Source organism: Companilactobacillus heilongjiangensis (assembly GCF_000831645.3).
GTDB lineage: Bacteria > Bacillota > Bacilli > Lactobacillales > Lactobacillaceae > Companilactobacillus > Companilactobacillus heilongjiangensis.
Genome location: NZ_CP012559.1, coordinates 773,722 through 793,397, shown reverse-complemented (window position 1 = coordinate 793,397; position 19,676 = coordinate 773,722). Strand labels below are relative to the sequence as shown.

The window sequence follows — 19,676 nt, the reverse complement described above, 5'->3', positions numbered from 1 at the left end:
TAATGCAAGTTTCACAAATCGACACTCGACAAGGTACTAACAACACTGCTGATTTTTCACATGGGAATACTCTGCCATACACTGGTGTTCCTTTCGGAATGAATTATTTTGTTCCACAAACTACTTTTGAAGATACATCTTGGTACTTCTCGCCGACTTCCCATCAATTTGCCGGTATTAAAATCACCCACCAACCCAGTCCATGGATTGGCGATTTTTCTGCCTTCACATTGACTGGCGCTACTGGAAGAATTGATATTAGTAGTAAATCTTTTGATCAAGTGGGTTCCTATCGACCTGACGAGGCAATTTTTAATCCTCACCAGATTTCCATCTATGATCAGAGATACGAAGTCCGTACACAAGTTGCCCCCACTGAATATGGAGCTATTTTCAAGTACAGCTTTGACCGCAGTGAACCTAAGGTTATCGTTCATATTCCTAAAAAAGGTCAATTCAAATTAAACGCCAATCAAGATGAATTAGATTTACTTGTGCAAAACTTTGACGCTCACTTTAACGATGATTTTAAATTTTATGCTAAATTGAAATTTGATAAAAAGATTCAATCAACTGTCACGTTGCATCAGACGAACCCCGATTACGATTGGATGATTCTTTCTTTTGAGGATACTGATGAAATCAATGTCCGTTTGGCAACTTCATTTATCAGTTTTGAACAAGCTGATGTTGCTCTAACTCGTTTAAATAATTCCACTTTTGAAAATGTTAAACAGCTTGCTCAAGATGGCTGGCAACACTACTTAGACTTGGTTGACGTGACTGACAGAAATCGTACTAAAGTGTCGACTTTCTATCATTGTTTATACCGTGTTTTCCTCTTTCCACAAAAATGTTATGAGATTGACGAAAATAACGATCCGATCCACTATGATCTATACAATAATCAAGTAAAACCAGGCTATTTATACATGAATAATGGTTTCTGGGACACAAGTAAGAGTGTTTACCCACTATTCTCATTACTGGCTAAGGATGAGTACCATCAAATGCTTCTAGGATTCTACAACAGCTTCTTAGAGAGCGGTTATCTGCCAAAGTGGCTTGCTCCCGAGGAACGTGGAATGATGCCTGGTACCTTGATTGATGCCGTTATCGCTGATGCTTCCGTTAAAGGAATTTTGACACCGGACGAAATGCAACAGTTCTTAGACGCCATGCTCAAAGGTGCCAATGTTGAAAGCTCTGATGAACGCTTAGGTCGAGTCGGTATGGGCGACTTCAATTCCTACGGTTACCTCCCATTTGATAAATACAAGGAATCAGTTAATCAAACGCTCGATTATACTTTCAGTGATTTTTGTATTTCACAAGTAGCCAAACTAGTTGGCAATGATGAACTGGCGGCCAAATATGAAAAGTCCGCTTTAAACTATCAAAATATTTTTGACCCTGAAACCGGCTTGATGCGTCCTAAGGATTCAGAAGGTGAATTTAAACCTGATTTCGATTCTATCAGTTGGGGCGATGACTACACTGAAGGCAGCTCATGGCAAAACAGTTTTGCCGTCTATCACGATGTTAATGGCCTCAAGGAGCTTTACAGTGAAGATTTAACTTTTGAGCAGACGTTAATTAAATTAGCTAACCAAAAACCAAGTTTCAATGTTGGTGGCTATGGGTTTCAAATTCACGAAATGACTGAAATGTCAGCAATCGACTTTGGTCAAATCGCCATTTCCAACCAGCCAAGTTTCCACCTGCCCTATCTATTCGCCTACACTGACCACCCTGAATACACGCAATTATTAGTCAAACAGTTATCAAACCAATTCAACGATTCAATCGACGGCTACCCTGGAGACGAAGATAACGGCTCAATGTCAGCTTGGTATGTCTTCGCATGCCTCGGCTTCTACCCTGTTTGTCCAGGAACAGACGAATACGTTTTTGGTATTTCGCAATTCGATAAAATCGTCCTAAATCTTCAAGACAACAAGAAATTCACTATCAGATCAAAACGTAACTATCCTCAAAATCAATTCGTTGAATCACGTCTTTTGAATGGCAAAAAATTATCGCAACGTTTTATCAAGCAAGACCAACTGACATCAGGCGGTGAACTCGTTTCAAACTTATGTTTATTACCCGCAGATGCTAATAACGAAGAGTTACCATTCTCATTAAGCAACAACTAAAAAAAGCCCTCGGTAAATCAACTTAGATTTACTGAGAGCTTTTTGCATGTTTTCAATTAATTTATTTAACAATGACTTTCATCCCGTCAGGAACAGTCGAATTGATCCACTTAGCATCAGGAATCGTTAATCTGACACAGCCATGACTTGAAGGTTTCCCCAATTTGTGAGCTTCACTTTCAACGTACTTTCCCTTTTCATCAGTTGGTACAGAATGGAACAAATAAACGCCCCAATCCTTGAAAGAAGTCCAATAGTTGGCGCCTTCCTTAGATTCAGCATTGTAGAAGTGATCGCCACGATTTTGAATTTGGAAATTCCCCTTTGGAGTTGGTGAATCCTTACTACCAGTAGCGGCTTTCATAGTGTAAAGAACATCATTATCATTTTTAATATAAACTCTTTGTTTGGCAATTGATACTTCGATATAAGCATCCTTATATTTATTCAGATCTGGATAGGCTTTCGATTCAGAGGGATGCTTCCATTCATCCAAATCTTTCTTTTTAGCTGCAGCTTTTTTGGCGGCTTTAGCTTTAGCCTTCTTAGAAACTTTAGTTGTCTTAGGTTCAGCCTCAACTGAGTGTGTATCATTAGCATTTATGGCAAAAGCAACAAGAGCAATCGCTAATACTCCAACAATGGCAATGACTGCCGTTATAATCTTTTTATTTTTAAGCATAAAATCCCCCGTGTTCTAATAATAATACAGGTATTAATATCGCACAATGGATTTTTCACTAATGTTAGGATTTCTGCCGTCTCCGGAGCTGGAAGAGAGGATTTCACCTGCTATGCGGACCTGTCCGAGCCACAGTGCGGTCTCGAACCTCGGTTTGAAGCCTTACCAAAGACCGGTAAGTCTCCAAACACGCCCGGTGGTGTAACGGCTAAAGCCGTAACGCCACACCCACAGCGGGTGAATCCTCTCTCCCATCTCCTCCGACTCATTTATACATACTTGACTCATATCTAAGTTTAAATCCAATCTATCATAGCTATTTATTTTTAATTTCTGATTAATTTATTAATCCAAAGCAATTATCAAGCAATCAGAAGTATCCGATTCAAGACAACAGACCTTATCAAACACATTAGCCTACGGGTTCCAGTGATGGAGACAGCTATGAGAGTGGCGTTAGAGCAGCGATTTTCTGCTCTTACACCACTGACGTATTTTGAGATTCGCGCACCATGCGAAGCTCAAAATCGAGGCGCGAGACCGTACTTTGGCTCGCACCGGTCCATAGCGTCGGAATCACTGGAACCCGTAGGCGGCAGTCTTTCAATACAATAAAAAAAGGCAGCAGCCTAATAGACTACTACCAAATTAATTATTATAAATTATAGACGCTTGTTTAATTCTTTACCTAGTTCTTCATAGCCAGGACGACCTAGAAGACCAAACATATTTCTCTTGTATGCTTCAACACCTGGTTGGTTGAATGGGTTAATACCGTTCAAGTAACCAGAAATACCAACAGCAATTTCGAAGAAGTACATCAAGTAGCCTAAGTTAAAGGCATCTTGTTTTTCAATGTGAACTGACATAACAGGAACGCCACCGTCAGTATGTGCAAGAACAACACCTTCGTAAGCCTTCTTGTTAACAAAGTCCATTGACTTGTTTTCCAAGTACTTCAAGCCGTCAAGATTATCTTTTTCGGCAGGGATTGTAACATCATGTCTTGGTGTGTCGATTAGAACAACAGTTTCCATAAGGTTACGACGACCTTCTTGGATATATTGACCTAATGAGTGCAAGTCAGTTGAGAAGTTAGCTGATGATGGGTAGATACCCTTTTGATCTTTACCTTCAGATTCACCCATCAATTGCTTCCACCATTCGCCAAAGTATTGAACGTTTGGTTCGTAGTTTTCTAGCAATTCTGTTGTGTAACCTTTACGGTATAAGATATTTCTCAAAGCAGCATACTTGTAAGCATCGTTCTTTGTAAGATCAGCTGATGAGTAGTCTTCACGTGATTGTGCAGCACCTTCCATCAACTTGTCGATGTCGATACCAGCAACGGCAATTGGCAATAAACCAACGGCTGTAAGAACTGAGAAACGACCACCGATATCATCAGGAACAACGAATTCTTCGTAGCCTTCAGCATCTGATTCAGTCTTCAAAGCACCCTTAGCACGGTCTGTTGTAGCATAGATACGGCCCTTGGCACCATCAACACCATATTTTTCAATCAATTTAGCCTTCAAAATACGGAAAGCGATTGAAGGTTCTGTAGTTGTACCAGATTTTGAAATAACGTTGATACTGAAGTCACGGTCACCGATAACTTCTAGTAAATCAGCAATGTAGTTTGGAGAAATTGAGTTACCACAGAAGTAAACTTCTGGGACATCTTTTTCATTCTTAACGTTATAGAATGATGAGCTTAGGAAGTCGATTGCAGCACGGGCACCTAAGTATGAACCACCAATACCAATTCCGATAAATACTTCTGAATCAGATTGGATCTTTTTAGCAGCTTTCTTAATGCGAGCGAATTCATCCTTGTCATAATCAACAGGCAAGTCGATGAAACCACGGAAGTCAGCACCAGCACCGGTACCCTTACGTAATTCATCGTCAGCAGCACTAACAAGTGCTTGCATTTCGCCAAGTTCATTATCTTGAATAAACTTGCTTAATTTTGAATCATCAAATTTAATTTGTGACATTTTCTCTCCTCCATATATATCGTCAAAACTAGATTAATCATTTTCGCAGAAAATTTCAAATTTTTATTAACTTTTTTATCCATTTTCCAACAAAATATAATAAATATCCGACCGCGGCTCCAAGAGTATTGAAGATCACATCATCAATGTCAGTGACTCCGGTGTTCAAAATGAACTGTAAAGTCTCAATTGAAGTTGAAATCAAGGCACCAATCAGGACAACCTGGAAGAATCCAAGGTGCTTTTTGGTCAATGCTGGGATAAATACTCCCATTGGTACGAACCACACAATGTTACCATATAAATTATAAAAAAAGTCAACTAACGATTGACCTTTTGATAATTTAAATGTTTCTACGAGCGGAATAATATTTATTTGGGATAATGGTCGATGGAAATAAAATTTGAATTGCCATAAGAAATAGCTATCCCGAAAAACTGTTAAAGCAAAAAGTAGGAAAACATAAAACGCAAAAACGGCCAACCCGAGTTCCCGGCCAAAGTTCGTCTTTTTGTTCTTAATTTTTATCCACAGAAACCTCAAGACAATAAAAAATAAGGTATACAATATTGCTTTATCAACAGCGTAAAAGGAAAGCCTAATCAATGGAAAATGATTGATTTTCATTGCATATAGCTTGTATATGTAATCATACAACGGTCCTAAAAATATCATTTTACTCATTCTTTCCCACTTTTTACCTATATCGTATTATACTAACAATTAAGCATTTTATTTAGGCTTTAAATAGATTTATTAAAGAAATTTTACAAACAAGGAATTATTAATGAATAAATTAAAAAATATCCTCAATAAAAGACTAGGTTTCATGGGACTCCTAATCTTTTTCCTCTGGTTTAAAACGGTCATTGCTTATTACGCCGACTTTTCGTTAGGCGTTTCGGACCCGTTACAACATTTGATTCTGATCATCAATCCGATTGCAACAGCCGTTATCTTACTCAGTATAGCGTTATACATAACCCGTTCCAAAGCATCTTACATCGTTATGGGCGTTATATACTTCTTAGAATCAGCCCTGCTTTACGGGAATATTCTTTACTATCGTGAGTTCAGCGATTTTCTATCATTCAACACGATTGCCGGAGTTTCTAAGGTTTCCAAGGGACTCGGTGGCAGTGCTGCCAATATGATGCAACCACATGATTTTATTTATGGTTTAGATTTCATTATTATCGCTATATTGTTACTTACCCATTATATCAAAATTGATGCCAGACCAATGAGAAAATTGACAGCAATTGCGACAACTTTTTTGGGAATCTTTTTCTTCTCACTCAATTTAACTATTGCCGAAAGTAACCGTCCGCAATTACTCGGTCGAACCTTTGATCGAGCTTATATCGTCAAGTACTTGGGGCTCAACACTTTTCTAGCTTATGACTCAATCAAGACAGTTCAAAATAACCAAGTCCGTTCGGAAGCGGTCGGGACGGATATGGATGATGTCCTTTCCTATACCAAACAGAATTATGCCAAACCAAATCCCAAATATTTTGGCGAAGCTAAAGGAAAGAATATTATCGTTATTCATTTGGAAAGTTTTCAACAATTTTTGATCAACGATAAAGTCAACGACCAAGAAGTTACACCATTTTTAAACAGCCTCTATAACGATAAAAATACGATGTCATTCGATAATTTCTATCATCAAGTTGGACAAGGTAAAACTAGTGATGCCGAAAACATGCTTGAAACTGGCCTCTTCGGATTACCTGAAGGATCGCTTTTCTCAAAACTTGGCAGCGACAATACCTTCCAAGCTGCACCTGCTATTTTAGGACAAAAAGATGGCTATACTAGCGCTGTTTTCCACGGTAATGTCGGTAGTTTCTGGAACCGTGACAATGTTTATAAAAACATGGGGTACGACTACTTCTTTGATTCCAGTTATTACAATAAAACTGACGATTCAAGTTTGCAATATGGTATGAAAGATAAATTAATGCTTTCAGAAAGTGTCAAATATCTCGAACAGTTGCAACAACCGTTCTACACTAAATTTATTACCGTTACCAACCACTATCCATTTGATTTACCAGCTGAAGATAATGACGGCTTCCAAGCTCCAAATACTGATAACAGTGCCGTTAACAACTACTTTGTCACTGCCCATTATTTAGATAACGCTTTGAAAGAATTCTTCGATTATCTGAAATCAAGTGGGATTTACGACAATTCAATGATTGTTCTTTACGGCGATCACTATGGACTTTCAAACAGTCAAAACACTGCCCTAGCGCCATTAGTGGGAGTCGACAGCAGCGACTGGACTGAATTCAATGATTCGCAAATGCAAAAAGTTCCATTTATGATTCACATGAAAGGCCTCAAAGGTGGCATCAATCACACATATGGTGGTGAAATCGACGTCTTACCAACTATTCTCCACATGGCAGGCATCAACACTAAACAATACGTGCAATTAGGAACCGACCTGTTGTCGAAAAATCACAGTCAAATCGTAGCTTTCCGAAATAAGAACTTTATCACGCCAAATTACACCGTCTTGAAAGATAGCGATGGCAATCCACAAGTATTCAAGAACAGTACTGGCGAACAAGTCGACCTTGATCAAGATCCAGTTTTGAAGCGAAAAGTTGCTAAGTGGCAAGAAGCAGTTAATACTAAATTGAAATTATCAGATACCATTAACAATAAAAATCTATTACGTTTCTATACACCAACCGGATTTACACCAATTGATTCCAAAGATTACAGTTACCAAAATGAAATCCAAAGATTAGTCAAAACACGTGATGATCTTGGTTTGAAATCAACCAGTGTTTATTCCAAGAATGGCAATAAAACAACCACTAATCTGTACAATACTGACGCTCCAGAACTAAATGGCGACCGAACAGTAATTGACAGTTGGTCCAGTATTCTCAAGGGCAATAGCGATACATCAAATTAAGTCAGCAAACGCTGGCTTTTTTTATTGCCAGAAATAACGTATTATTAACCGGTGGGTCTTTTGGTGGTCTGCCGCCGAAGGTGGACATCAAGGCAGTCGCTATGGGGACCGGTCCAAACCAAGGTCTCGGACCTCGATTTGAATCCTTGCACAGACCGCAAGTATCCAAATTCGCCCCGTGGTGTAATGGCTAAAGCCATAACGCCACCTCCACAGCAGACTACCTTGATGTCCGCCTTTGGCTAATTTATTTTTTATGATATTTATTCTTACATCAATGGAATTATTATTTTTGTCATTTCCATTACAAAAACAAAAAATATTAAATTATCAATTAATATACGTAATAAATACCAACAACAAAACAAATAACCAATACATTAGTCTCTGGGTGTGTGGGATGTGATCCGCAGTGATAGTGGTGTTAGGACGGGGGACCTTCCCGTTCTTACACCACAGGACGTCTTTTGAGACGCGAACTTCGGCTCAAAAGCGAGGGTCGAGACCGCTCTATGGCTCGAGCCGGTCCCACAGCAGAGCACATCCCTCACACCCAGAGACGGCATTTCTTAGTTACGAGGAAAAACATGAAAAAAATTCAATCCATTTTAAACACGAGACTAGGTTTTCTAACCTTATTAGCTCTCTGTTTATGGTTCAAATCAGTTCTGGCATACTTCATGGGGTTTTCACTGGCCATTAATAATCTCTGGCAATACTTCTTTATCATCGTGAATCCCTTCGCAACAACTGTTCTTTTGTTGAGTTTGGCACTTTATCTCAATAAGCCGAAACTTTCCTACATCGTTATGGGCATTATTCATATTGTGGATACCATCTTTATTTATGCAAATATCCTTTATTATCGTGAAAACGGCGACTTTCTATCTGTCAGCACTATTACAGGTGTTTCTAAAGTCGCCAAAGGTCTTGGAAAAAGTACCGCTAGTGCCATGCAATTGAGCGATATATTCTACTTTATTGACTTCATAATAATAATTATTTTGTTCGCTACTCACTTTATAAAAATCGACAAGCGACCTTTTCGAAAAGTCACTGCCCTAGCAACCACTTGTTTAGGACTAGCATTATTCTCAGCCGATTTGGCAGGTTCTGAAGCCAATCGTCCCCAATTACTTGGAAAAACCTTTGATCACTCTTATATCGTCAAATATTTGGGTATTAACAGTTTTCTAGCCTATGATTCAGTTCGTTCAATTCAAAATGATCAAGTTCGTTCTAGTGCTACCGAGACTGAAGTTGATACAGCGCTCGACTATACCAAAGAACATTACGCCGCACCTAACGCTCAGTATTTTGGCAAAGCCAATGGTAAAAATATCATTGTTATTCACTTGGAAAGTTTTGAACAATTCTTAATTGGCATGAAGATTAACGGTCAGGAAGTTACACCATTTCTGAACAGTCTCTACAACGACCAAAACACTCTTTCCTATGATAATTTCTTCAATCAAGTTGGTGGTGGCCGGACTAGTGACGCCGAAACAATGCTTGAGTCTGACCTCTTCGGATTGCCTGAAGGATCATTCTTCCAGAAGCTCGGTGGCGACAATACTTTCCAATCAGCTCCTGCAATTCTTCAGCAACAAAAAAACTACACGAGTGCCGTTTTCCACGGTAATATCGGTAGTTTCTGGGGACGAAATGTAACCTATAAGAATATGGGTTATAACTATTTCTTTGATGAAACTTATTACGATACCAAAGATCCTGACACCTTGTCGTTGAACGGCTATGGTGTCAAAGATAAGCTTTTGTTTGCGGAGGGTGCTAAGTATCTGGAACAGATGCAACAGCCCTTCTACACGAAATTTTTAACTATTACTAATCATGTCGGCTATCAATTTTCAGATGAGGACAACGCCGATTTCCAAACTGCTGACAATCCTAATCCAACCGTCAACAGCTATTTCAAAACAGCTCATTACTTGGACAAGTCAGTTGAAGAGTTTTTCAATTATCTCAAGGCATCTGGCTTAGATAAAAACACCATGGTTGTCTTATATGGTGACCACTATGGCTTGAATGATACGCAACACAAATCTCTTTCAACCATGGTTGGTAAAACCCCTGATACTTGGACTAAATTCAATGATACGCAAATGCAGCGAGTTCCATTTATGATTCACATGGATGGTTTAAAAGGTGGGATTAAACACACTTACGGTGGTGAAATTGACATCTTACCTACTATCTTGCATTTGGCTGGGGTCAATACGAAACAGTACGTTCAACTCGGAACTGACTTACTTTCCAAAAAGCATAGTCAGATTGTTGCTTTTAGAAATAAAGATTTCATTACGCCACAATACACCGTCTATCGCAATGGTGGTGCAAGCACGCAGGTTTATTCCAACGCTACCGGTGAAAAAATTGATATGCGCAATAATCCAGAACTTTTGACCAAAGTTGATCGATGGGAATATGAAGTCGACTTGCAACTCAAGACTTCCGATAATATCAATAATAAAAACTTGTTGAGATTCTATACACCAACCGGATTTAATCCTGTCAATCCAGCTAATTATTCATATCAAAATCAAGTTCAACAAATGGAAAAAATTCGAAATGATTTAGGCGACAAATCAACTAGCCTTTATTCTAAGAATGGCAATAAATCCACGACTGACCTCTACAATACTGATGCGGTTCAATTGCAAGATGATCGAACACCAATTGATAGTTGGTCATATTTGAATAAGAAATAACAAAGAGTGTGACAAAACATGGTCAACTTTCAATCATCAAGGCAAAAAATCCTAGTAATCCGATTTTGGATTGCTAGGATTTTTTGTTTTAAGCGGAAAAAGTTATGTTTTGTTGCACGTTTACGCTGCCATGTTTAAGACAAAATTAGTTATATCACGACCCCTTTTGATGCTATTTAATTTCATATCTTAAAATCGTTTTTAGCTTTTCCGGAGCAACACGTCTGGCGTCTGATAAATAAATTTCACGGTGAATCTTTGTAGCACGTTGCTTCTGATTTTCCGCCACCAATTCGTCAATCTTTTTAAAACTGGCGGGCTCATCATCATATTTTCCAACATGCAAAACTTGAGCAACTTCTTTAGTAAGGTATTCTTTTATTTCAATGTCTGAAATCTCAGGTAAATTCTTCTTTTTCTTAACGTCTTCCAAAGTTGGTTGAATCAATTCATCTGGCACAAATTCAGGAATTCGAATCATGATGTCATAGCTGAATTCATCTTTGTCTAAATGATCCATCTTTTGACCCTTTTTAGTCAGTGACCAAACACCCTCCAATGGAAAAACTACATAATCTCCGTACTCAACATCCTTATCAACACAAAGCTTTTTATAGGCACCTTTGATTCCATAAGCGGCTGGATAAAGTGTTTGAATTTTTTGAGCAAACTCAGCCCCATTAGGATTTCCAATTCCATGTAATGAAATAAATTTTTGCTTAGGAACTGTCAAAGTTACTGGTTGTTTCTTCGTTGAATACAAATCTTTTTCCTGTTTACGCCACTCGTATTTCATGATCTCATCCTCACTAAATTGCTATTTAAACTCATTAAATCAAAAAGAAACCCAGTAATCAACGATGACTACTAGGTTAATTAATTATACTAATGAAATTTTAGATGCGTTTACAAACTCATTTGTAGCAACACGATAATATTTCTGACCGTTAATCATTGTGTATCTATCCGTGAACCAATCGCTCGAAGGACCTAAAGCCCGGTCAGTGATTTTCTTTCCTTGAGAATCAACTAAGTAGACGATTGAATTTGGTTGAACATGGACAACATTGTCTTGAGCAGTATAAATGTAAACGTCACTAGCTTTGACATATTCTCCTGTCGAAACACGATAATATTGTGTTCCATCTAGGGTATATTCTTGATCGTTAAACCAAGCAGAATCCCTGTCCAAAACTCTATTGGTGATTTGCTTACCTTTCTCATCATATATGTTGACCATTTTTGTAGATGTGGAAACAGTTTGTTTTACTTCTTTGCTAGAACTACTTTGATTATTTTCATTGTTGTTCTCGTTGTTATTATTGTTGTTGTTATTGTGGTGATTACCGTTGCCGCTTCCGCCATTATTGCCATTATCGCCACCAGAACTTGTCTTGGTGTATACGGCATCCACTGTTATTGGATTTTCTGAGGAATTATCACCAAAAACTTTGTTCTGATCAAGTCTAAGTTGAGTATTAATTGCAGTTGATAAAATTGAATTTAAATTCTTTTCTGGTGGCTCAATAGGATTAGGGTTAATAACTGATGGTTTCTGATCTTCAAATGATGCTACATAATCATTGAATGATTTAGTCTCATCATTGCCAACTTGAATTGTTGATTTATCCAAATCAAGCACACCATTTGTTGGGTCTGAAATATCGTTATATTTATATCCGGTATCATTTTTCTGAATATCAAATGATGCGTCTATTGGTTTATCAGTCCCAACTGTTTGGGTAACCTTAATCTGAGCTGGTGGTAATTTTTTAACATTTGCTTTAACAATATAGCCACCATTGCCATCATCCTCAATTTGACCAGTCTTTGAATTTACAATTGCTCTTCCTGCATATCCTGGCTGTAATTTATTAATTTGAGCCAATGTATAATCTGTTAAATCAATATTTTGATCCTTTAAACCATGTTGAACTTCATCATACGTAAACAACACTTTTCCAGAATCATTATCAATATATTGGATTTTGAAATTTGTGTTTTCTGTCGGATTGCTGGGAACCCAAGTTGCCTGAATCCTATCAGTACCTCCGGCAACATACTTTTTAGTTAAATCTTCTGTCGACAGAGGACCATCATCACTACTAGGGTAATTCCATTTACTGGCAGTATAGTAAGTATCACCAATACTATAGGTAAATGACTCATTAGGCGACAAAGCATTAGTAATAACTGAATTAGTACCAAGAGTTATCGATGATAAATTTGTATTTTGAAGCATATTTGACGTATTAGTAGCTGAAGACATATCAATTTTTGATAAATCAATTGAACCTAAACTGGTATCACCATCAAACATACTATTAAAAGAAGTTACTTTCGAAGTATTAAGTCCTGATAAATCAATAGATTCAAGACTACTATCTCCACTAAACATATACGCAAAATCAGTTGTTGTAGAGCTATCTATCAAATCAAAGCCAGAAATTGTTTGTAATTTAGGCATAGATGCAAAAAGATATTCTTGTCTTAGGGCAGTCTTAATGTTTCCATTTATTTTTACGGAAGATATTTTATTTAGGTAATCGCTCCAACCTAATGCACTGGGACCACCAGAACTTGCAGCAACTTCTGTAGTGTTTTTATTTCCCAACACTAATTGCAAATTATTGATATCACCATTTATCGAATATACGGCCCACGAAATTTTAATTGGATTTGGATTGTCCCAATCATCATCAGATGCAGGACCACTGTCCACTAAAATTTCATCATCATTAGGTTCCACAGCACTAACTGCACTCTGATTACCACCACTATCAGCCTTAACCACATTACTATTAATTCCAAATAAAATTGCACTACTTAAAACTGCAACACACGACATAGTTACTTTATCCAACTTCAATTTCATAATCCATTCCTCCTGATTTTTGAACATGAGAATCTGAAAAACAAAAAAAGAGCCTTTAAAATAAAGACTCTCAGATTGAAGACAAACTAATTTGCCTAGCACGATTTAAATTTAGTTTAGTCTGAGTTTCATGTAAGCCTTTACAGCTACATTCTAACTCATTTTTCTTCGTTTGGCTTGTGTTCATATCCTTCATCGAACAAAGTTATTATGAATGTTGTACCTTCATTCAATTTACTCTTAACTTCAATTTCACCACCATGATTTTCGACCAACTGGTGAACGATTGACAGTCCTAAACCAGACTCACCATACTTACGATTCTTACGTGATGGATCAGCTTTGTAATAGCGGTCCCAAATATTTTTAACTTGGTCTTCTGACATCCCGATACCAGTATCTGACACGGTAAAGACTGAAGCGTGACGTTCTTCATTACGAATACCACTGATAAATATCTTGCCATCATTAGTAAACTGAATAGCGTTCTGCATAACGTTAAAAATAACTTGCACAAAACGGTCATAGTCAGCGTATGTCTGCAACGCTCCGTCATATGGTTTGAGAATCAACTCATCACCAGAAGTTTCCGCTTTTTTCTCCAACTGTGAAGTGATATCCTGCAATGGCTTATTAGCATCAAAAATACGTTTAGCCATCGTAATTTGGTTAGTTCGAATTTTTTCGTAATCCAAGTTTTCATTAACCAAACGAATCAAACGCTTCGTCTCATTACGCATCAATTGAATACTTTGACCTTTAGACTCTTCAGGAATAGCATCATAAGCCAGTCCTTCCAAGAGTCCGTTAATAGTCGTCAAAGGCGTTCTCATTTCGTGAGATGCATCGGCCATAAATTCCTTACGACGTTGCTCCTGACGCTTAATTTCAGTATCTGAAGCCTCCAGCGACTTAACCATTTGGTTAAAGTCATCAGCTAGGTCATCTAACTCATCTCGACCTTTACTTTCAATTTGAACAGAGAAGTCATTGTTGGCAACTCTCTTAGTAGCTCCACGTAAACGATTAATTCGGTTGACTTGATACCTTGAAAGCAAGAAACTCAAAATAATCGCTGCTAATAAAGAAATCAGCAAGGCAAAATACAACCTGCGATTAATTTCACCGATATTTGTCTGCAATTCAGAAACATCAGAACCAGCCCAAACGGCCGCAATCAACTTACCATTTTGGAACCACGGCGTCAGAACATAGACGTAACTTCGATTATCGTCCTTTCGCAGTCGTGGATTACCCTCGGTATTCTGCGGCTTTTGAATGTTTCGAATCGTCTTGCCTTGTTTCAATTTCTTCCAGTAAGATTGCTTCAAATGCAATTTAACATTAGTTGGTGGCGTTGGATAAACTTGACTATTGTTATAATCAAAAATTGCAAATTGAACATTTCTTTCGGAAAGAACTTGCTCAACTGTTCGAATGTTGTCGCCCGTAATATTATGAATTTGCCCAGTTTTGGGATCGGTTTTTAATGCAATCTTCTCCAGATTACCAGCATAACTTTCCAAACTTTTGTACGTCCGGTTGTACTCCCAACTAGTTGAAGCGCTGGTTACGGAATACAAAATAATCCCGAGAGTCGTTAAAATAACAAACAGAAAACTCAGCATGTTTTGATAAATTAATTTCATTATGCTTTAGTCTTTGCTCCTGAATCATCAAATTTATAGCCGACGCCCCAAACAGTTTCAATAACTTGTGGGCCAACTTTTTCAATCTTTTGACGTAATTTCTTAATGTGGGCATCGACAGTTCTTTCTTCACCAAAGTAGTCATAGTCCCAAACTTGTTCAAGCAATTGTTCACGGGAAAAGACTTGCTTAGGCTTACTTGCTAAAGTTTTCAATAAATCGAATTCTTTAGGTGTTAAATCAGGAATTTCTTTGTCATCTAAGTAAGCTTCACGAGTATTGGAATTCAACTTGAAGAAACCAGTATTGATATCGAAACCATCATCAGCTTCCTCAACTTCAGCGTTAACTGGTGTGCTTTCAGCTAGTTTTTCAGCCAAGTTTTCATCACGTCTGTGAATGGCTTTCATTCTGGCAATCAAAGTAATTGGACTGAATGGCTTAGTAACGTAATCGTCAGCACCGAATTCTAGTCCCAACACTTGATCACTCTCAGTATCACGAGCTGTTAACATAATAATAGGAACAGTTTTAGAAACTTTACGAATTTCTTTGGCAACTTCCATCCCATCTTTACCGGGAAGATTAAGGTCTAGCGTGATCATATCCCATTTATCGGGGTCCTCATTGAACATGTCGACCGCTTCGTTGCCGTCATAAGCAAAACTTGCTTCCCATTTCTCTTTTTGGAAAAACATCCCCATCATTTCAGAGACAGATTTGTTATCCTCAATCATTAAAATTTTCATAAAAATCACTCCGTATTTTTCAAAATTAGACTATCTCATTACAGGAAAAATTGTTACCATATTGCTAGTATACAAAATAAATTTAAGTTGGTGATCTTTTGCAAAAAAATTATCGTGGAACCGTCTTTTTTGATCTTGACGGAACCCTTTTGAATGCCCAATCTCAAGTTGACGATTCAGTAGCTAATGCTGTCCGCCAAGTTGAAAAGAACAACTATCTACCAGTTATCTGCACTGGTCGCTCACCAATCGAAATTGATGCAGCTACAAGTGCGACCGGTATTGATACCTATGTTACTTTAAATGGTGCATTTGTCCAATCACAGGATAAAATTATTTATCACAATGATATTAAACCAGAACTAATTAAAGATGTAATCGATACGGCTCACAAAACTGGTGACACCGTATATATGCACACGCCTGATAAGACTTTTTTGAGTGGTGAAACACCATATATCAAAGAATTCTTCCATAAATTACGACTAGATGTACCAAAAATCGATGCTGATTTTTATAAGAAAGATGCCATTCAAATGTTTGTCATCTTAACAGCTAACGATGGTACAAGTTATCAAAAGAAGTACCCTGAATTGCAATTTTACAATACCGGCTATTTCTCAATCGATACTGTTGCCAAAGGCGTATCCAAGATGAGCGGTATTAAAGAGTTGCTCAAAGCCTTGGATTTAACCGATAAACCCGTTTATGCTTTCGGCGATGGTACTAACGATTTACCAATGATTGAATTTGCCGACTACAGTGTTGCCATGGGTAATGGTATAGATGCAGTCAAAGAGGCCGCAACTTATGTTACCACTGAAAACGTTAACGGTGGTATTGTTAACGGTCTAAAACACTTCAATTTAATTTAGCTCAAAAAACGTAATCTTTAGTCAATAATGACTTCAGATTACGTTTTTTTAATTGATTACATATAGTGGTTCTTTATTTTCATTTGCTAAAACAACATTATTGGCAACAATATCGGCCATCGCATCACGAGCTTCAACCGTGGCGTTTCCGATATGTGGTGTCAAAATAGCATTGTTTAATTTCTTGAATCCGTCAGCGACTTGCGGTTCATTTTCATAAACATCTAGGGCAGCTCCAGCCAATTCATGATTTTGCAAAGCAGTTAACAATGCCGCCTCATCAATCACTGGCCCACGAGAAGCATTGATCAAGTATGCTGAATTTTTCATCTGTTTAAATTGTTCAGCTGCCAAAATATGCTTGGTTTGTGGTGTTAATGGCGCATGCAATGTTAAGACATCACTATTGGAAATCAACTCATCCAGCGAGACAAATTTAGCATTTAACTTTTGCTCAATTTCAGGTGCTAATTGATGGCGTTGAGTATAGATAACTTTCATATCAAAGGCAGCCATTCTCTTCGCAACCGCTTGACCAATTTGTCCCATACCAAAGATTCCCAGTGTTTTACCAGCTAATTCATGTCCCAAGAAGAACAATGGAGCCCAACCAGCAAAGCCTTTCGTTAGCATTAATTTGTCCCCTTCAACCACTCGATGGGCCAAAGAAATAATTAAGGCAGTTGTTACTTCTGCCGTCGAAGTTGTGGAAACCTTGGGCGTATTCGTAACTGGGATATTTTTCTGACGAGCATATTTAACATCGATATTATTGAAACCAGCACCAAAATTAGCAATCAATTTTAGCTGTGGATCGGCATCAATTACATCTTGATCCACTTGAGTTGATAGAGGTGTAATCAAGTAATCCTTACCGACAATCCGCTTCATCAATTCATCTTTAGTTATCAAAGCATCGCCAGTATAACTTTCCACATTTAGTCCTGCTTTTTGCAAGATTTCTAAAGCGGCTTGTGGAATCGCTGCTGTAATGAGAACATTTGCCATTAGTTTTTTCTCCCTTATTCGTTCAACTTATTAATTGTAGCTAGTTATTTATTCGTTGTCACGTTATGGGATTCACACTTATGTACAAAAAAATGAGTTTTCAATCTCCATTAAAAATTGAAAACTCATTTTATTTATAATGTTACCTGTAAAGTATTTCTGCCATGATTGCCACTATCAGCTGCAACCAAGCGAACTTCTTTGTAAGCATTAGTATTCGTTACAATGACAAATGTTGAAAGATCATAACCTGCGCCTTTAATTTTATCTTTATCAAATTTAATCAAGGCTTCTCCACTTTTTACGATGTCTCCTTGCTTTACAAGTGCATTGAAATACTTTCCGTTCAATTTAACAGTATCAATACCAATATGAATCATAACTTCAGCACCCTTACTGGAAGTTATACCAATAGCATGATGGGTGTTAAATAACATTGTTACAGTTCCATCAAAGGGAGCATAAACTGTATCATCATCCGGATTAATAACCATTCCTTGACCCATTGCTCCTGAAGCAAAGGCAGGATCATTAGCTGTGGCTAAATCAGAAACAACTCCACTTAATGGTTGTTGAATTAATTCATCAGATACCGCCTTAGTATTACCAACTGCATCTGTTTTAGTTTTAATATCTGCCTCTTCATTAATACCAATAACTAGTGTAATAGCTAAAGCAACGGCAAAACAAATTGCTAAACCAATAACATATGAAACGAATGTTGAACCAACAAAGGCAGGCAATGTTGTTAGACCACCAAATACAAAAGCAAAAGCCTTAACATGCATACCACCGATAAATGCACCACCAACTGCACCACCAGCAACCGCGGCAATTAATGGCTTCTTGTATCTAACACCAACACCGTAAATAGATGGTTCTGTGATACCTGCAAAAAAGATTGAAAGCAAAGCTGACATTGAATAAGCTTTCATCTTTTTATCATGTGTTCTAAAGAATGTACCTAGTGTGGCACCGGCCATACCAAAATTAGCAGCGGCAGTCAAAGGAACAATCTGATCAAAGCCCAGTCTACTAATATTTTGAATCATAACTGGATTTACAGCCCACTGTAAGCCAAAAATAACAAACACATTCCAAGCACCACCAACAAGTGCACCAGCAATCCAACCATTGTAGTTCATTAAGAAGTTAATAGCATTAGAAATGCCCTCACCTACATAAACACCGAACGGTCCAAACAATCCTGCTGTTAATGGAACCATTATGAATAATGAAATTAGTGGGACAAATAATAATTGTAGACTTTCAGGAATTACTCTCTTAAGCCAACGTTCCAAATATGACAAACACCAAATTGCTAAAATTGCGGGAATAACGGTTGATGTATATGTCATCAAAACAATTGGAATTCCAAAGAAATGAGTAACAACACCATTACCATGGGAACCCATAATATTAGTAATTTCAGGCATAATTAAGGAACCCATAATTGCTGCCGAAACATACTTATTAACTTTAAACTTTTCAGCAGATGTAATTGCTAATAAAATAGGCAAGAAATAAAATACCGCTGTTGAAGCAGCTGTCAAAATATGATACGTACCCGAGGTATTACTTAACCACTTTAACTGTACTAATAGCAAAACAACACCACGAAGTACACCAGATCCAGCTAGCAATGGCAATAAAGGTGTAAAAATACCAGCCACAACATCTAACAATCTTGAAAGAATATTGCCACTTTTTGGACCATCATCTACATCAGAATTGTCACTATTAAGATTGGTTCCATCAACCAAATCATCATATACATTAGCAACGGCCGGCCCAATAATAACTTGATATTGACCACCTGTTTCTGCAACATCTATTACTCCATCTAAATTCTTAATTTTATCGCGATTATTATTTGCTACACTATCATCCCGTAAGAGCATTCTCAGCCGGGTAGCACAATGAGTAATACCGGAAATGTTTTTCTCACCACCGACTAAGTCAAGAATCTTTTTTCCCAGAGACCTATCGTTTGACATAACTTTCACCC

The 19,676-nt window shown here is 37.7% G+C and carries 13 protein-coding genes; 4 read left to right on the top strand and 9 right to left on the bottom strand.

Annotated elements, in window-relative coordinates:
- The first annotated feature begins 2 nt into the window (after nucleotides 1–2).
- Nucleotides 3–2,159 (top strand): GH92 family glycosyl hydrolase, encoded by a 2,157-nt coding sequence (locus JP39_RS03640; protein WP_041499258.1) that lies wholly within the window; start codon nucleotides 3–5, stop codon nucleotides 2,157–2,159.
- Between the two features lie 61 nt (nucleotides 2,160–2,220).
- Here the strand turns inward: JP39_RS03640 and JP39_RS03635 are convergent, their stop codons facing one another.
- From JP39_RS03635 to JP39_RS03625, 3 genes are all read right to left on the bottom strand, one after another.
- Nucleotides 2,221–2,841 carry a L,D-transpeptidase gene (locus JP39_RS03635; protein WP_041499259.1) on the bottom strand — a complete coding sequence of 207 codons (621 nt, stop codon included), beginning with the start codon at nucleotides 2,839–2,841 and terminating at the stop codon, nucleotides 2,221–2,223.
- A gap of 662 nt (nucleotides 2,842–3,503) precedes the next feature.
- Nucleotides 3,504–4,844, bottom strand: a complete 1,341-nt coding sequence (locus JP39_RS03630; protein ID WP_041499260.1) for a glucose-6-phosphate isomerase — start codon at nucleotides 4,842–4,844, stop codon at nucleotides 3,504–3,506.
- Nucleotides 4,845–4,899: 55 nt separating this feature from the next.
- Nucleotides 4,900–5,520 carry a VanZ family protein gene (locus tag JP39_RS03625; RefSeq protein ID WP_041499367.1) on the bottom strand — a complete coding sequence of 207 codons (621 nt, stop codon included), beginning with the start codon at nucleotides 5,518–5,520 and terminating at the stop codon, nucleotides 4,900–4,902.
- A gap of 112 nt (nucleotides 5,521–5,632) precedes the next feature.
- On the opposite strand from JP39_RS03625, the gene JP39_RS03620 reads away from it, so the two are divergent.
- Entirely contained in the window at nucleotides 5,633–7,783 is a 2,151-nt protein-coding gene (locus JP39_RS03620) for an LTA synthase family protein (RefSeq protein ID WP_041499261.1), read from the top strand.
- A 587-nt stretch (nucleotides 7,784–8,370) separates the two neighbouring features.
- Entirely contained in the window at nucleotides 8,371–10,512 is a 2,142-nt protein-coding gene (locus tag JP39_RS03615) for an LTA synthase family protein (protein WP_041499262.1), read from the top strand.
- A 172-nt stretch (nucleotides 10,513–10,684) separates the two neighbouring features.
- Here the strand turns inward: JP39_RS03615 and JP39_RS03610 are convergent, their stop codons facing one another.
- The 4 genes from JP39_RS03610 to JP39_RS03595 form a co-directional block, all read right to left on the bottom strand.
- Complete coding sequence (locus tag JP39_RS03610) at nucleotides 10,685–11,308, bottom strand: GyrI-like domain-containing protein (RefSeq protein WP_041499263.1); 624 nt, start codon at nucleotides 11,306–11,308, stop codon at nucleotides 10,685–10,687.
- A gap of 84 nt (nucleotides 11,309–11,392) precedes the next feature.
- Nucleotides 11,393–13,387, bottom strand: coding sequence for an SLAP domain-containing protein (locus JP39_RS03605; protein ID WP_041499264.1), 1,995 nt, complete (start codon nucleotides 13,385–13,387; stop codon nucleotides 11,393–11,395).
- 158 nt (nucleotides 13,388–13,545) lie between these two features.
- A complete protein-coding gene (locus JP39_RS03600) occupies nucleotides 13,546–15,036 on the bottom strand; it encodes a sensor histidine kinase (protein WP_041499265.1) in 1,491 nt (496 codons plus the stop codon).
- Nucleotides 15,036–15,785, bottom strand: coding sequence for a response regulator transcription factor (locus JP39_RS03595; RefSeq protein WP_041499266.1), 750 nt, complete (start codon nucleotides 15,783–15,785; stop codon nucleotides 15,036–15,038). Before JP39_RS03595 ends, JP39_RS03600 begins: the two co-directional genes overlap by 1 nt.
- Nucleotides 15,786–15,883: 98 nt before the next feature.
- Between JP39_RS03595 and JP39_RS03590 the strand changes: the two genes are divergently transcribed.
- On the top strand, nucleotides 15,884–16,660 hold the full coding sequence (locus tag JP39_RS03590) for a Cof-type HAD-IIB family hydrolase (RefSeq protein ID WP_041499267.1): 777 nt from the start codon (nucleotides 15,884–15,886) through the stop codon (nucleotides 16,658–16,660).
- Between the two features lie 48 nt (nucleotides 16,661–16,708).
- On the opposite strand, the gene JP39_RS03585 is transcribed toward JP39_RS03590, so the two are convergent.
- A complete protein-coding gene (locus JP39_RS03585) occupies nucleotides 16,709–17,668 on the bottom strand; it encodes a 2-hydroxyacid dehydrogenase family protein (RefSeq protein WP_041499268.1) in 960 nt (319 codons plus the stop codon).
- A gap of 134 nt (nucleotides 17,669–17,802) precedes the next feature.
- The gene (locus JP39_RS03580) at nucleotides 17,803–19,665 is read right to left on the bottom strand and encodes a beta-glucoside-specific PTS transporter subunit IIABC (RefSeq protein WP_041499269.1); all 1,863 of its coding nucleotides are present in this window, start codon (nucleotides 19,663–19,665) and stop codon (nucleotides 17,803–17,805) included.
- Between the last annotated feature and the right edge of the window lie 11 nt (nucleotides 19,666–19,676).